This is a genomic window from Pseudomonas sp. KK18 (assembly GCF_037094675.1).
In the GTDB taxonomy this organism is placed as follows: domain Bacteria; phylum Pseudomonadota; class Gammaproteobacteria; order Pseudomonadales; family Pseudomonadaceae; genus Aquipseudomonas.
On the sequence record NZ_CP146605.1, the window covers coordinates 2,169,457 to 2,184,070 of the forward strand.

Below are 14,614 nucleotides of genomic sequence, written 5' to 3' on the forward strand. Positions count from 1 at the left end.
AAGATGAAATCCGACGTGCGGCAAAGGGTTTTTTCGTACATCGTCGGTACAGCTTAAGACTGTTAGAATCGCCGGTCGTTTTTTCCAGGAGCTTGCCCCCGTGATCACTTCCCGCCTGCGCACCTTGCGCGACCACATCCGATGGGCCGTCAGCCGTTTCCATGGGGAAGACCTGTTTTTTGGCCATGGCACCGACAACGCCTGGGACGAAGCCCGGCAACTGGTGCTCGGCGCCTTGCACCTGCCATGGGAAATTGCCGACAGTTACCTGGATTGCAACCTGGAAGAAGAGGAAATCTCCCACGTGCAACGGTTGCTGCACCGCCGTATCCACGAGCGTGTGCCGACCGCTTACCTGTTGAAGGAAGCCTGGTTCTGCGGCATGTCGTTTATCGTTGATGAGCGTGTATTGATTCCACGCTCACCGATTGGCGAACTGATCGAAAACCGCTTCGAACCGTGGCTGGGCACACCGCCGGCACGCATTCTGGACCTGTGCACCGGTTCCGGTTGCATCGGTATTGCCTGCGCCTACGAGTTCCAGGACGCCGAAGTGGTACTGGGCGACCTGTCCTTCGAAGCGCTGGAGGTGGCCAACCAGAACATCGAGCGCCATGGCGTCGATGAGCGCGTGTATACCGTTCAGGGCGACGGCTTTGATGGTTTGCCGGGCCAGCGTTTTGACCTGATCGTGTCCAACCCGCCGTATGTCGACGCCGAAGACTTTGCCGACATGCCGGATGAATACCAGCACGAGCCGGAGCTGGGCCTGGCCTGTGGTGACGACGGCTTGAACCTGGTTCGGCGGATGCTGGCCGAGGCGGCAGATCACTTGACTGAGAAGGGCTTGCTGATTGTCGAAGTGGGCAACAGCCAGGTTCACGTCGAGGCGTTGTACCCCGAAGTGGACTTCGCCTGGCTGGAGTTCCAGCGCGGCGGGCATGGCGTGTTCATGTTGACGGCCGAGCAGTGCCGGGCGCATCAGGCGGTGTTTGCCGCCAGGGTTTAACCGCTTCCAAGTGGGTAACGCGGTCAGTGTGGGAGCGGGCTTGCTCGCGAATGCGGTGGCTCAGTCAAGATATCCGGTGACTGACACACCGCATTCGCGAGCAAGTCCGCTCCCACATTTTGATCCGGTTTCAATTGATAAACCGGATTATCGATGCGTCGCAATCCAGATCAACAACCCCGCCTGAAACACGGTAAACGCCACCAGGCACGTAATAGTGAAGCGCAACCCGCTGTCTTCGCGCTTGAACTTGGTGACTTTTTCCTCTTCCTTGCGCAGTTTCACTTCCTGTTCCGCCAGGTTCTGCTCGGCCTGTTGCAGCATCTGCGCCGCTTCCAGAATCTCCACGAACTGCAGCTTTTCGGTGTTCCAGCTGTCCAGCACATCGCTGACCTTGCCCGGCTGCACGTTGCCCTTCAAATGCTGGACATCGGCGTACGCCACATCAAAGCCCTGGATACGCAGGAAGTGATCCCGGCGCAGGCGCGTGGCTTCGTTGAGGGCGTCCTTGTTGGCCAGGTCGACGCCGTCGACGCGGTAGTGCGACCACTTCTTTTTCGCCCAGGCGGCGCCCTGGGCTACCAGGAAACGGCCGATGCCGCGGTTAGCCGGCTCGATCTCCAGGCTGTTGCCCGGGCCAAAGTGCACCCGATGGGTCGCGTGATCGACCCAGATATCCAAATGGTTCTGTTCCCGGCGCACCCGCTGGCCCGGCAACTGAATGACCATGCGCAGCAGGCTGTGGTCCTTGTTGTTGCGTTCGGCCCAGCCAAACTGCACAAAGCGCAGGGGCCGCACGCCCGTGGCACGGTCGGTGGCCAAAGGGGCCAGGCGCAGCATCTTGAAATGTTCGGCCTGCACCTCCGCCCACGGTAACGCGGCCGATGCGGCGGCCTCGGTGTCAGCCGTGGTGTCGGCGGTAGGTTCGGGTGTTGCTTCGGTGTTCGTCATTCGGCGCGATCCTGTCCAAGCTCTGCGGGCCGACAGGCTTTTTGCTGTCGACCCATGGCTTATCGGCCGTTTTGCTCAGGACTGGAGGGCAATACTCGCTTAACTGGCGCGAAGTCCGTCGATAAAGCGAACCAGGCGGGTGCCCAGTTCAGCCGCCAGCGGCAACTGCGGGTCGTTATAGGACTCCAGTTGCTGCTTCACGTTGTTGGGCACGATGCGCATCACGTGGTTCATGCCTTCGATCACCGTCAGCTCGGCGTCGGGCTTGGCCTTCTGCAATTGTTGCGCATCGGCCACGCCGACCTGCAGGTCATTGGTGCCCTGGACGATCAGCGCCGGCATGGTCAATTTGGCAAAGGCCGCCGAAGGGTCGGCGCGGAACAGGCTGATCAGATAGGGCTGCACGCTGGGGCGGAAAATGCCCTCAAGGGGTGTGGGCACATCGGCGTCCACCTGGCCGGCCTTGAGGTGATCGAGAATCTGGTTGCTGCGCAGTAACAGCGCTGGAGGCATATGGTCGGCCAGTTGCTGGCGGATCACTTGGTCCACCGGGCGCGCACTGCCCGACAGGGAAATCACCCCGGCCGGGTTGAGCTGCGGGGCGGCGAGGGCGGCCACCAGTGCACCTTCGCTGTGGCCCAGCACAATCAGCGGGCCCATGCGTGGGTCGGCCTTGAGCAACTTGCCCCAGGCCACGGCGTCGGACACGTAGGCATCCAGGGTCAGGTTGCGTTCATCGGGGGTGGCGGCAAGGCTGGCGGCCACGCCGCGCTTGTCGTAGCGCACGCTGGCGATGTTGTGCCTGGCCAGCACCCAGGCCAGGCGCTTGAGGCTGTCGTTGCGTGCGCCGTCGGCGCTGTTGCCGTTGCGGTCGGTGGGCCCGGAGCCGGCGATGATCAGCACCACCGGCACCGGCTTGTCGGATTTGGGCAACAACAGCGAACCAAACAGCTCGCCACTGCCGGTGTCCAGGCTGATGGGCCGTTGCAGCACGACAGGGGAGGCGGCGAAGCCAAGGCTGGAAAACAGAGTGAGGGTCAAAAGCAGAACTCGCAGCATCATCGCGCCATCATGAGGAAGGTGCCGGTTGGACCAACGTCTACCGGTAAGGTTTCGAGGATGAACTAGTCGGTTAGCCTGCGTATACTGGCCGCCTTAAGTTATTACGGTTGACTTGATTCAACTGATTTCACGGAGCGCCCTGCATGTCCGGCAATACCTACGGCAAGCTGTTCACTGTTACCACCGCGGGCGAAAGCCATGGCCCGGCGTTGGTCGCCATTGTCGACGGCTGCCCGCCGGGCCTCGAGTTGTCCCTGGAAGACCTGCAGCGTGACCTCGACCGCCGCAAGCCCGGCACCAGCCGCCACACCACCCAGCGCCAGGAAGCCGACGAAGTCGAAATCCTCTCGGGCGTGTTCGAGGGCCGCACCACCGGCTGCGCCATTGGCCTGCTGATTCGCAACACCGACCAGAAGTCCAAGGACTACTCGGCGATTAAAGACCTGTTCCGCCCGGCCCACGCCGACTACACCTACCACCACAAATACGGCGAGCGCGACTACCGTGGCGGTGGCCGCAGCTCGGCGCGGGAAACCGCGATGCGCGTGGCGGCCGGTGCGATTGCGAAGAAGTTCCTGGCGACCCAGGGCATCGTGATCCGCGGCTACATGAGCCAGTTGGGCCCGATCGAAATCCCGTTCAAGACCTGGGACAGCGTCGAAGACAACGCCTTCTTCTGCCCAGACCCGGACAAAGTGCCGGAGCTGGAAGCCTATATGGACCAGTTGCGCCGTGACCAGGATTCCGTCGGCGCCAAGATCACCGTGGTTGCCGAAGGCGTGATGCCGGGCCTGGGCGAGCCGATCTTCGACCGCCTCGATGCCGAACTGGCCCACGCGCTGATGAGCATCAACGCGGTCAAGGGCGTGGAAATCGGCGCCGGGTTCGATTGTGTGGCCCAGCGTGGCACCGAGCACCGTGACGAGCTGACCCCGGAAGGTTTCCTCAGCAACAACGCTGGCGGCATTCTCGGTGGCATTTCCTCCGGCCAGCCAATCGTTGCGCACCTGGCCCTCAAGCCGACGTCCAGCATCACCACGCCAGGCCGTTCGATCGATGTGCACGGCAACCCGGTGGACGTGATCACCAAGGGCCGTCACGACCCGTGCGTCGGCATCCGCGCCACGCCGATTGCCGAGGCGATGATGGCCATTGTGTTGATGGACCACCTGCTGCGCCATCGTGGGCAAAACGCCGACGTAAAAGTCAGTACTCCGGTATTGGGCCAGCTGTGACCGTGGGTGGCGAGCGAGCTTGCTCGCGCTGGGCTGCGCAGCGGCCCCAAAGCCTGCAACCCGGTAGTACCTGGAGAACTGCGGCGCTTCTATCGGGGCCGCTTCGCGACCCAGCGCGAGCAGGCTCGCTCGCCACAAGTCACTCATGCTGACGCAAGCCCTTCCATACTGGCGACTCTCCAGCTTCTACCTGTTCTATTTCGCCCTGCTGGGGGCGACGGCGCCGTTCCTGGCGTTGTACTTCGATCACCTTGGGTTCTCCAGCGCGCGCATCGGCGAGCTGGTGGCCATCCCCATGCTGATGCGCTGCGTGGCACCCAACCTGTGGGGCTGGCTGGGGGATTACACCGGCCGGCGCCTGGCCATCGTGCGCTTTGGCGCGGTGTGCACCCTGGTGAGTTTCTCGTTGATCTTTGTCAGCAAGACTTACGCCTGGCTGGCGCTGGTGATGGCCTTGCACGCGTTCTTCTGGCACGCGGTCCTGCCGCAGTTTGAAGTCATCACCCTCGCGCACCTGCAAGGCCAGACCTCGCGCTACAGCCAGGTGCGGTTGTGGGGCTCCATCGGTTTTATCCTCACCGTGGTGATCATGGGCCGCTTGTTCGACTGGCTGAGCCTGGATATCTACCCGGTGGTGGTCGTGGTGATCATGGCCGGCATCATCGGCGCCAGCCTCTGGGTGCCGAATGCGCAGCCCCTGAGCCAGGGGAATCGCCTGGCCGGTGACGGCTTTTTGCGGCAACTGCGCAGCCCCGGCGTGCTGGCGTTCTATGCGTGTGTGGCGCTGATGCAGATGAGCCATGGTCCGTACTACACCTTCCTCACCCTGCACCTTGAACACCTCGGTTACAGCCGTGGCGTGATCGGCATGTTGTGGGCGCTGGGCGTGGTGGCGGAAGTCTTGATGTTCCTGGCCATGAGCCGGATTCTCACGCGCTTTTCGGTACGCCGGGTGTTGATGGCGAGTTTCCTGCTGGCCGCACTGCGCTGGTTGCTGCTGGGCTCCTTTGCCGAATTCTTCTGGGTGCTGTTGCTGGCGCAGGTGATGCACGCGGCGACCTTCGGCAGCTTCCACGCGGCGGCCATCCAGTTCGTGCAACGCAGCTTTGGTGCTCGCCAGCAAGGGCAGGGCCAGGCACTGTATGCGGCACTGGCCGGTACCGGCGGTGCGCTGGGCGCACTCTATTCAGGTTACAGCTGGAACCTGCTGGGGCCGACCCTGACCTTCAGCATTGCCAGCGTCGCGGCCCTGGCCGCCGCCCTAATCATTGGCATTCGATTGCAAGAGGAGCGGCCATGAGCGGCTCCCGTGACAGAGGAAGAGTTTGATGAGCTATCTCGCGGTTTACCACGTCTGCACCCCCGACACCCCGAACAAGGTCCTGACTCACCAGGACGATATCGCCTCGACCCTGGCCGAGCTGGGTGTGGGGTTCGATCGCTGGCAGGCGGCTACCCGACTTGAGCCCGGGGCCAGCGAGGTTGAGATTATCGCCGCCTACCAGGCGCCCATCGACAAGCTGATGACCGAGCGCGGCTACACCACCGTTGATGTGCTCCGCATCAGCAATGATCACCCGCAGAAAGCCCAATTGCGCGCCGAGCGACTCGACGAACACCGCATGGCCCAAGACCACGTGCGTTTTTTCGTAGCGGGTCGTGGGCTGTTTACCTTGCACATCGAAGATTATGTGTACGCGGTGTTCTGCGAGAAAAACGACCTGATCTTGGTGCCGAGCGGCATCCCGCACTGGTTTGATATGGGGGAGAACCCGCACTTTGTGGCGATCCGCCTGTTCAGTGACCCTGAAGGGCTGGCGGTCATGCTGACCGGCGACGCGATCGCCGAGGGTTTTCCCCGGCTTGATGACTAAGTTCGTCCGGCAATGCCTCCTGAACAGGCGGCATTTTTTTAACTTCAATTCCTTCAGGTTGGAAATCGCTGTAGGAATAAACTTGAAAGTTTGTGGGTAACAGCTGTTTATCGTTGACCTTACTTGTTACTTCCACTCTTTGTGTAACTCTCTCTGGTCTCAATATTTATTCGCCTGTCAATAGGAGTAATCCGACTTCGGGCGTTACAAGACCTATATGAAGAGAGGGGCCTGCATGAGCGGTTCGGAGCCACAGGAACAACCGTCCACGCAAACTGACAGCGCGCCGGTTGCCAACCGCAAGGCGCGTGCGATGTTGTCGGGTAAACCCCTGACCCCAAAGGAACGGGAAATCCTGCATTGGGCGGTCGAGGGCAAGACGGTGTGGGAAATCAGCAGGATTCGCTCCATCTCCCAGGCCACGGTGAAGTTTCACCTGCGCAACATCTACGGCAAGTTGCAGGTGACTAACCGGGTCCAGGCCGTGAACGAGGCGGTGAAACAGGGATTGTGCAAATAAAAAAAGGCCGTGGTGCGCAACGGCACCACGACCTGTTCGGGTCCTGCATGACAGTCAAGCCGAATGGTAGGTCGGCAGGGCAAAGCGATTCTGGCTTTGCAGCATCGAAATCTGTGGCAGGTCGCTGGCTTGTTCAGCCAGGTCGCGGCGAATGGCGCTGATGACCCACGTCAGTTGGTCGGCCGTGTGCAGTTGCTGATAAGAGATCGAACGTTTGATCTGCTTGCCTTCGCTGTTACGCAATGTCAGCAGGATGCCGCCATCAGGACGCGCCTGGGTGGTGACGTCGAAATTGGAGAACACAGAAGAAAATTTATCTTGGATCAGGCTCATGTCTATCAGCTCCGTTAGCTCATGTTTTGCAGCGTGGAGTGATAGGTGCAGTGATTGTGCCAGTACTGAGTATCTTAAAAAATCGTTATAAATCAAATAGTTATAAAATTTTAAGATTTCCAGTTTCGTGCAATTTGCATGAATGGCCATCGTGCATCCTGCATTTTGCGGGGTTTTGCCAAGTGTTTCACCGCTGGCACGCAAGGCAGGTCTTCCATAGTGACCACCTGGCGGTGCGCAAAATTCCTTTTCCTTTCGGGATACAAAACTTTTCAAATCCTGCGTGTACAGCCGAAGAACGGCTGGCGTATTTTCCTGCAAGGCATTCGGCGCGGGTCTAACAGTGCGATGGGTGCCTTGAGGGTCATACGAACAATAAGAAAAAGGACGTTCCCGCCATGAACCACCCGCCAAGTGACATGATCACCTGGGGCATGATGCTGCGTAAGGTGCCCACCATTGTCCGTGCGCTGCCGCGCCTGGTGCGCGGAATCCGCGTTGCCAACATCACCGATCCCGACCAGCCGTGCGGCCTGGGCTGGACCTTTGAACAAGCCACCCAACGCAACCCCGACGGCGCCGCGCTGCTGTATGGCGACACGGTGCTGAGCTACCGCCAGGCCAATCAGCAGGCCAACCGCATGGCTCACTACCTGCAGCAGCAGGGGATCGGCAAGGGCGACGTGGTGGCGTTGTTTATCGAGAACCGCCCCGAGTTGTTGCTCAGCGTACTGGCCGTGGCCAAGGTGGGCGGCATTTGCGCGATGCTCAATACCTCGCAAACCCAGTCGGCGCTGGTACATAGCCTCAACCTGGTGGCACCGGCGGCCATCGTGGTGGGAGCCGAGTTGGTAGGGGCCTACGAGGCCGTGCGCAGCCAGGTGGCCATCGAGGCGGATAAAACCTGGTTTATTGCCGATCAGCAGCACAGCCATGTGCCGCCGGATTACGTCGACCTGATGGCCGCCAGCGCCGACTGCCCGGTGGAAAACCCCGCCAGCACTCAGCAGATCTACTTCAACGACCCTTGCTTCTATATCTACACCTCCGGCACCACCGGCTTGCCCAAGGCCGGCATTTTCAAACACGGCCGCTGGATGAAGTCCTCGGCCAGTTTCGGCACCATCGCCCTGGATATGGGGCCCGAGGATGTCGTCTATTGCACCTTGCCGCTGTATCACGCCACTGGCCTGTGCGTGTGCTGGGGTTCGGCGATTGCCGGGGCGTCGGGGTTCGCGATTCGCCGCAAGTTCAGCGCCAGCCAGTTCTGGGACGATGTGCGCAAATTCAATGCGACCACCCTGGGTTATGTCGGCGAGCTGTGCCGCTACCTGATCGACCAGCCCGCGAGCGAGCAGGACCGTGATAACCGTGTGACGAAGATGATCGGCAACGGCCTGCGCCCTGGGGTTTGGGCTGAGTTCAAGCAGCGCTTTGGCGTCGATCATATCTGCGAGCTGTACGCCGCCAGTGACGGCAACATTGGCTTCACCAATGTGCTGAACTTCGACAACACCATTGGCTTTTCCCTGATGCACTGGGCACTGGTGGACTACGCCCATGACAGCTGTGAGCCGATTCGCGGCGCCGACGGTTTCATGCGCGAAGTGCCCAAGGGGGGCCAGGGGCTGCTGCTGGCCAGGATCGATGACAAGGCACCGTTCGACGGCTACACCGACCCCGAGAAGAACCGCAAGGTGGTGCTCAGCGACGTGTTCGAGAAGGGCGACCGTTATTTCAACACCGGCGACCTGTTGCGCAATATCGGCTTCGGCCACGCCCAATTCGTTGACCGGCTGGGGGACACCTACCGCTGGAAAGGTGAAAACGTCTCCACCACCGAAGTCGAGAACATCTTCCTGCAGCACCCGCAGATTTCCGAAGTGGTGGCCTACGGCGTGGAGATTGAAAACACCAACGGCCGCGCGGGCATGGCGGCCATTACGCCTGCCGAATCCCTGGCTTCCCTGGACATGCGCGAGTTGCTGACCTTCGCCCACGGGCAATTGCCCGCGTATGCGGTGCCGTTGTTCCTGCGGATCAAGGTGAAGATGGAAACCACGGGCACCTTCAAATACCAGAAGGTGAAACTCAAGGAGGAAGCGTTCGACCCGGGCAAGGCCGGTGATGATCCGATCTTTGCCTGGCTGCCTGGGTCGGACAGTTATGTGCCGGTCACCGGGCAACTGTTGGCGGACATCCAGGCGGGCAAGTTCCGTTATTGATTCTGCCTATCGCCGCTTTTGGGAAAAAAGGCATGACAGTGGGGAACTCCATCGCGAGACTGGGCGCCTTATGAAACACCAGACAAGGAGCCCCACATGTCAGACCAAGCCAAACAAATGACCGAAGATGAAGCCGCCGAATTTGCCGAGCAGGTGTTCGACGTGGCGCGCAAGGGCGATGCCGCGATGCTGGCGGCGTTGCTGGCCAAGGGCTTGCCGCCGAACCTGCGCAACCACAATGGCGATACGCTGTTGATGCTGTCGGCCTACCATGGCCATGTGGACGCGGTGAAAGTGCTGCTGGAATTCAAGGCCGACCCCCAGATTGCCAACGACAAGAACCAGCTGCCGATTGCCGGCGCGGCGTTCAAGGGCAACCTGCCGGTGGTCAAGGCGTTGATCGAAGGCGGAGCGTTGGTCGAAGGCGCATCCTCTGATGGTCGCACCGCCTTGATGATGGCGGCGATGTTCAACCGTACCGAAATGGTGGACTACCTGATCAGCCAGGGCGCCAATCCCAAGGCCACCGATGCTCAGGGCGTGACCGCGCTGGCAGCCGCGCAGACCATGGGGGCGGTGGATACGGCGGCGCAGTTGCAAAAACTGGTGTAGGCTTTGCGCCCTCAAAATCAGCCCCGCCACAGGACCACCCCATGAAAACCGCACTCGTCGAACTCATCAGCAAAATCAGCTCCGGCTGCATGAGCGAACCCGAGATCGCCAGGGTGGCGGACGAGGCGGCCCAGGCCTACGCCGATCCCGACGCTTTCCTGGCCGCCAACCCCGACATCAACTACGACGACACTTTCCCGATTCCCCTGGGTGAGTGGATCGTCGTCGGCAGCCTGCCTGACACCGTGCTGTTCCAGGCCGACACCTACCTGGACCTGTTCGCCCAGATCGTCGCCTCCTTTGGCCCCGGCGTGGCGTTCAACCTCAAGCCCAAGCAACTGGCCAAGACCGAAGCCCTGACCGCGCTGAACCGCATCCAGATCCAGATGAGCGCCCTCAACCCGGAGAACGGCGGCTACGTGCTGATGAACTTCAGCCAGTTGCTGGACGACGAGATCCAGGCTGTGCTGGTCTACGGCGACGACGTGCCACGGGTGCTGGAGTTGTGTGCTGAAACCGGCATAAAGGGCGAACCATCGCTGGAAGCCCTGCGGGTTGCGGTACACGTCTGAAATAAAACGGAACCCCTGGCCACGGCTGACTATCCTAAGCAGGCAAGCCCTCACTTAGGAGCGACACCATGGGTTCCACTTTTAATGGTCTGATCGGGTTGATCATCCTCGCGCTGGATATCTGGGCGATCATCAACGTGTTCAAAAGCGGCGCGAGTACCGGCGCCAAAGTGTTGTGGATCCTGTTGATCCTGCTGCTGCCGGTACTGGGCTTGATCATCTGGGCGATCGCCGGGCCGCGCGGTAACGTGCGGATCTGATCCAAACAACGCTATCCAGAGCGGGCACAGTAAGTGTGGGAGCGGGCTTGCTCGCGAAGACGGTGTAACAGTCACCTGATGTATCGACTGATTTACCGTATTCGCGAGCAAGCCCGCTCCCACATCTGTTTCCGTACGCCCGTTATTGTGTTTCGAGATATTCGCTGTACAAAATTTTCACATTCCATCCAAGACAATTCGCCGGCTATTTCCCCTGTCGAGTGCTCTAAAACGAGTGCCCACCTACTGCAGGAGTGAGTAATCAATGGCGTTGCCGGCGTTGATCGGGCACCATTTGCGCCATTGCGTTCACCGTCTACCCCAGCCTGCCTGGGCGAGGGCGGGGCGCCGCTGTATTCATTCGCAACTTAAACTTCCAATGGGTCCTAAAACGACATGGCAAACCCGGACGCCCTGAATCAGCAGCGAGCTTCTAATCGCTTGCTGCAACCGACCGTCAAATCCCATCTGGCGTACACGCTGCTTTGTGCCTTGATCATGATGGTGATGTTCTCCCTGCTGCGCCTGGCGCTGCTGGTCTACAACCGCGAGATGATCCTCGACACACCGGCCTCGACTTTCCTTGAAGCGTTCGCCAACGGCCTGCGCCTGGATATCCGCCTGGTGATGTACGTGCTGGTGCCGTTGCTGCTGGCGTTGTTCAGCGTACGGGCCATGGCGGCGCGCGGGTTCTTCCGCTTGTGGCTGACGGTCGCGTCCAGCATCGCGCTGTTCCTGGGCCTGATGGAAATGGACTTCTACCGCGAGTTCCACCAGCGCCTCAACGGCCTGGTCTTCCAGTACGTGAAGGAAGACCCGAAAACCGTGATGAGCATGCTCTGGTACGGTTTCCCGGTGGTGCGCTACCTGCTGGCCTGGGCCGTGGGTACGCTGATCCTGAGCATCGCCTTCAAAGGCGCCGACCGTGCAACGCGCCCACGCGGCCCGTTCAGCGGTGGCAGCATCGGCACTCGCCAGGTAGCGCCGTGGTACACGCGCATCGCGGTGTTCGTGGTCTGCCTGCTGGTCGCCGTGGTCGCCATCCGTGGCACCCTGCGCCAGGGCCCGCCACTGCGTTGGGGCGACGTGTACACCACCGACTCGAACTTCGCCAACCAGTTGGGCCTCAACGGTACCTTGTCGCTGATTGCGGCGGCGAAATCGCGCTTCTCCGAGGAGCGTTCGAACATCTGGAAAGCCACCCTGGAGCAGCCGCTGGCCACCCAGACCGTGCGCGACATGCTGGTATTGCCGACCGAGAAACTGGTCGACACCGACACCGCCGCGGTACGCCGTGACTTCACGCCGCCGGCCGAGAAGACCCTGCCGATCAAGAACGTCGTGGTTATCCTGATGGAAAGCTTCGCCGGTCACTCGGTGGGCGCCCTGGGCCGCCCGGGCAACATCACGCCGTACTTCGACAAACTGTCCAAGGAAGGCCTGCTGTTCGACCGCTTCTTCTCCAACGGCACCCACACCCACCAGGGTATGTTCGCCACCATGGCCTGCTTCCCGAACCTGCCGGGTTTCGAATACCTGATGCAGACTCCGGAAGGCAGCCACAAGCTGTCGGGCCTGCCGCAGTTGCTCAGCCATCGCGATTTCGATGACGTGTACGTCTACAACGGCGACTTCGCCTGGGATAACCAGTCGGGCTTCTTCAGCAACCAGGGCATGACCAACTTCATCGGGCGTAATGACTTCGTCAACCCGGTGTTCTCGGACCCGACCTGGGGCGTGTCCGACCAGGACATGTTCAACCGTGGCCTGGAAGAGTTGAAGGCCCGTGAAGGCGGCAAGCCGTTCTATGCGCTGCTGCAAACCCTGTCCAACCACACGCCGTACGCGTTGCCGACGCCATTGCCGGTCGAGAAGGTCACCGACCGTGGCAGCCTCAACGAGCATTTGACGGCCATGCGCTACTCCGACTGGGCCTTGGGCCAGTTCTTTGAAAAGGCCCGCAAGGAGCCGTACTTCAAGGAAACCCTGTTCGTGATCGTGGGCGACCACGGCTTCGGCAACGAGCAGCAGATCACCGAAATGGACCTGGGCCGCTTCAACGTGCCGATGCTGATGATCGCACCGGGCATGCAGGAGAAGTTCGGCGAGCGTGACCACACCGTGGGCACCCAGATCGACATCGTGCCGACCATCATGGGCCGCCTGGGCGGTGACACCCTGCACCAGTGCTGGGGCCGCGACCTGCTCAACCTGCCAGAAGGCGACAAGGGCTTTGGCGTGATCAAGCCGTCGGGCAGCGACCAGACCGTCGCCTTGCTTACCGGTGACCGCGTGCTGGTACTGCCCAAGGAAATGCCGCCGAAGTTGTGGGAATACGAACTGGGCGCCAACCCGACCGGGAAAGTGATTCCAGAGTCGCCGGACGAGGCTGCGTTGAAGCAGAAGCTCGAATCGTTCCTGCAGACCGCTACCAAGAGCCTGCTGGACAACACCGCCGGTGTAGTGGACGGCAAGCCGGACTAAACACCCGCGCATAAAAAAAGAGGCCTTTCAAGGCCTCTTTTTTTTGCACGCTGGAACGCGTTATATCTTGCCGAGCAACAACAGAATCAGCAGCACTACCAACACAGTACCGAGAATACCCGATGGTCCGTAACCCCAATTGCGTGAGTGAGGGAACACTGGAAGACCGCCGACCAGCAGGAGGATCAGAATAATGATAAGAATGAGGCTCATGTTTTGTTTTCCTTATTGTCTTCTGAAAAGACCTGGTATTTAACGGATAGGCCCGACAACTGATACGGACGCCTTAATAACTCCGACCCATGTGTTTGGCAGAAAATTCCGTGTTTTTTTAAAGCTTTTCGCTAACTTGCTTATTTCCTTTAACCCCGTTGCAAATAACTGTCCTTAGTTCAAATAAATGGAACTTGGCGGGTTTCCCGCTATCCGACCCGGCCCACGGTTTGCCTGGGGCATTCAGCAGTCTGATGGTGCGTGGGTGCGGGAAAAACCTTCGCTACACTGCGGCTCACTTCTTCCGTGAACCACAAGGCTACTTTCCTATGCAAAATCGCATGATGATCACCGGCGCCGGTTCTGGCCTGGGTCGCGAAATCGCTCTGCGCTGGGCCCGCGAGGGTTGGCAACTGGCCTTGTCGGACGTCAGCGAAGCGGGCCTGCAAGAAACCCTCAAGCTTGTACGCCAGGCCGGCGGTGACGGTTTCACCCAGCGCTGCGACGTGCGCGACTACAGCCAGCTCACCGCGTTCGCACAGGCCTGTGAGGAAAAGCTCGGTGGCATCGACGTGATCGTCAACAACGCCGGTGTCGCATCGGGCGGGTTCTTCAGCGAACTGTCCCTGGAAGACTGGGACTGGCAGATCGCAATCAACCTGATGGGCGTGGTCAAGGGCTGCAAGGCCTTCCTGCCGCTGCTGGAAAAGAGCAAGGGCCGCATCATCAACATCGCGTCCATGGCCGCCCTGATGCAGGGCCCGGCCATGAGCAACTACAACGTGGCCAAGGCCGGCGTGGTGGCGCTCTCGGAGAGCCTGCTGGTGGAACTCAAGCAACAGGAAGTCGGCGTGCATGTGGTGTGCCCATCCTTCTTCCAGACCAACCTGCTGGACTCGTTCCGCGGGCCGACGCCCGCGATGAAGGCCCAGGTGGGCAAGCTGCTGGAAAGCTCGCCGATTACCGCCGCACAGATCGCCGACTACATCTACCAGCAGGTGGCGCAAGGGCAATTCATGATCCTGCCCCACGAGCAGGGGCGCATGGCCTGGGCATTGAAACAGAAGAACCCGCAACTGCTGTATGACGAGATGACCGTGATGGCGGACAAGATGCGGGCGAAAGCCCAGTCGCAGGCGGTAAAAGGTTGAATTTCAGGTGAGCACCTGATGTGGCGAGGGCTTGTTGTGGCGAGGGAGCTTGCTCCCGCTGGGGTGCGAAGCAGCCCCAAAACCAGCCGCCCAAGTCTTCCTGAAAGAATGCA

At 60.5% G+C, this 14,614-nt stretch carries 15 protein-coding genes; 11 read left to right on the plus strand and 4 right to left on the minus strand.

Annotated elements, in window-relative coordinates:
* The first annotated feature begins 100 nt into the window (after positions 1-100).
* Positions 101-1,009 carry a 50S ribosomal protein L3 N(5)-glutamine methyltransferase gene (prmB, locus tag V6607_RS09790; protein ID WP_003213129.1) on the plus strand — a complete coding sequence of 303 codons (909 nt, stop codon included), beginning with the start codon at positions 101-103 and terminating at the stop codon, positions 1,007-1,009.
* Between the two features lie 147 nt (positions 1,010-1,156).
* Here prmB and V6607_RS09795 read toward each other — a convergent pair whose 3' ends face one another.
* Both V6607_RS09795 and V6607_RS09800 read right to left on the minus strand, forming a co-directional pair.
* Positions 1,157-1,960: a hypothetical protein gene (locus V6607_RS09795; protein ID WP_003213127.1), complete on the minus strand. Its 804-nt coding sequence runs from the start codon at positions 1,958-1,960 to the stop codon at positions 1,157-1,159.
* Between the two features lie 99 nt (positions 1,961-2,059).
* Entirely contained in the window at positions 2,060-3,022 is a 963-nt protein-coding gene (locus V6607_RS09800) for an alpha/beta fold hydrolase (protein WP_003213124.1), read from the minus strand.
* Between the two features lie 143 nt (positions 3,023-3,165).
* Between V6607_RS09800 and aroC the strand changes: the two genes are divergently transcribed.
* From aroC to V6607_RS09820, 4 genes are all read left to right on the plus strand, one after another.
* The gene (gene aroC, locus V6607_RS09805) at positions 3,166-4,257 is read left to right on the plus strand and encodes a chorismate synthase (protein WP_003213122.1); all 1,092 of its coding nucleotides are present in this window, start codon (positions 3,166-3,168) and stop codon (positions 4,255-4,257) included.
* A 148-nt stretch (positions 4,258-4,405) separates the two neighbouring features.
* Positions 4,406-5,557 carry an MFS transporter gene (locus tag V6607_RS09810; protein WP_166742190.1) on the plus strand — a complete coding sequence of 384 codons (1,152 nt, stop codon included), beginning with the start codon at positions 4,406-4,408 and terminating at the stop codon, positions 5,555-5,557.
* Positions 5,558-5,585: 28 nt separating this feature from the next.
* Entirely contained in the window at positions 5,586-6,131 is a 546-nt protein-coding gene (locus V6607_RS09815; RefSeq protein WP_134326014.1) for an acireductone dioxygenase, read from the plus strand.
* A 235-nt stretch (positions 6,132-6,366) separates the two neighbouring features.
* Positions 6,367-6,651 (plus strand): helix-turn-helix transcriptional regulator, encoded by a 285-nt coding sequence (locus V6607_RS09820; protein WP_003216779.1) that lies wholly within the window; start codon positions 6,367-6,369, stop codon positions 6,649-6,651.
* A gap of 54 nt (positions 6,652-6,705) precedes the next feature.
* Here V6607_RS09820 and V6607_RS09825 read toward each other — a convergent pair whose 3' ends face one another.
* A complete protein-coding gene (locus V6607_RS09825; protein WP_003216777.1) occupies positions 6,706-6,984 on the minus strand; it encodes a DUF3509 domain-containing protein in 279 nt (92 codons plus the stop codon).
* Positions 6,985-7,382: 398 nt separating this feature from the next.
* Between V6607_RS09825 and V6607_RS09830 the strand changes: the two genes are divergently transcribed.
* The 5 genes from V6607_RS09830 (at position 7,383) to V6607_RS09850 (ending at position 13,137) form a co-directional block, all read left to right on the plus strand.
* Positions 7,383-9,209, plus strand: coding sequence for a long-chain-acyl-CoA synthetase (locus V6607_RS09830; protein WP_134326015.1), 1,827 nt, complete (start codon positions 7,383-7,385; stop codon positions 9,207-9,209).
* 96 nt (positions 9,210-9,305) lie between these two features.
* Positions 9,306-9,821, plus strand: a complete 516-nt coding sequence (locus tag V6607_RS09835) for an ankyrin repeat domain-containing protein (protein WP_010176046.1) — start codon at positions 9,306-9,308, stop codon at positions 9,819-9,821.
* Between the two features lie 41 nt (positions 9,822-9,862).
* On the plus strand, positions 9,863-10,393 hold the full coding sequence (locus V6607_RS09840) for a hypothetical protein (RefSeq protein ID WP_134326016.1): 531 nt from the start codon (positions 9,863-9,865) through the stop codon (positions 10,391-10,393).
* A gap of 68 nt (positions 10,394-10,461) precedes the next feature.
* Entirely contained in the window at positions 10,462-10,653 is a 192-nt protein-coding gene (locus V6607_RS09845; RefSeq protein WP_003172956.1) for a PLDc N-terminal domain-containing protein, read from the plus strand.
* Positions 10,654-11,049: 396 nt separating this feature from the next.
* Positions 11,050-13,137, plus strand: coding sequence for an LTA synthase family protein (locus V6607_RS09850; protein WP_134326018.1), 2,088 nt, complete (start codon positions 11,050-11,052; stop codon positions 13,135-13,137).
* A gap of 60 nt (positions 13,138-13,197) precedes the next feature.
* Here V6607_RS09850 and V6607_RS09855 read toward each other — a convergent pair whose 3' ends face one another.
* The gene (locus V6607_RS09855; RefSeq protein WP_003216767.1) at positions 13,198-13,350 is read right to left on the minus strand and encodes a DUF3309 family protein; all 153 of its coding nucleotides are present in this window, start codon (positions 13,348-13,350) and stop codon (positions 13,198-13,200) included.
* Positions 13,351-13,679: 329 nt separating this feature from the next.
* Here V6607_RS09855 and V6607_RS09860 point away from each other — a divergent pair, with 329 nt between their 5' ends.
* The gene (locus V6607_RS09860; RefSeq protein WP_102368462.1) at positions 13,680-14,501 is read left to right on the plus strand and encodes an SDR family oxidoreductase; all 822 of its coding nucleotides are present in this window, start codon (positions 13,680-13,682) and stop codon (positions 14,499-14,501) included.
* The last annotated feature ends 113 nt before the right edge of the window (positions 14,502-14,614 follow it).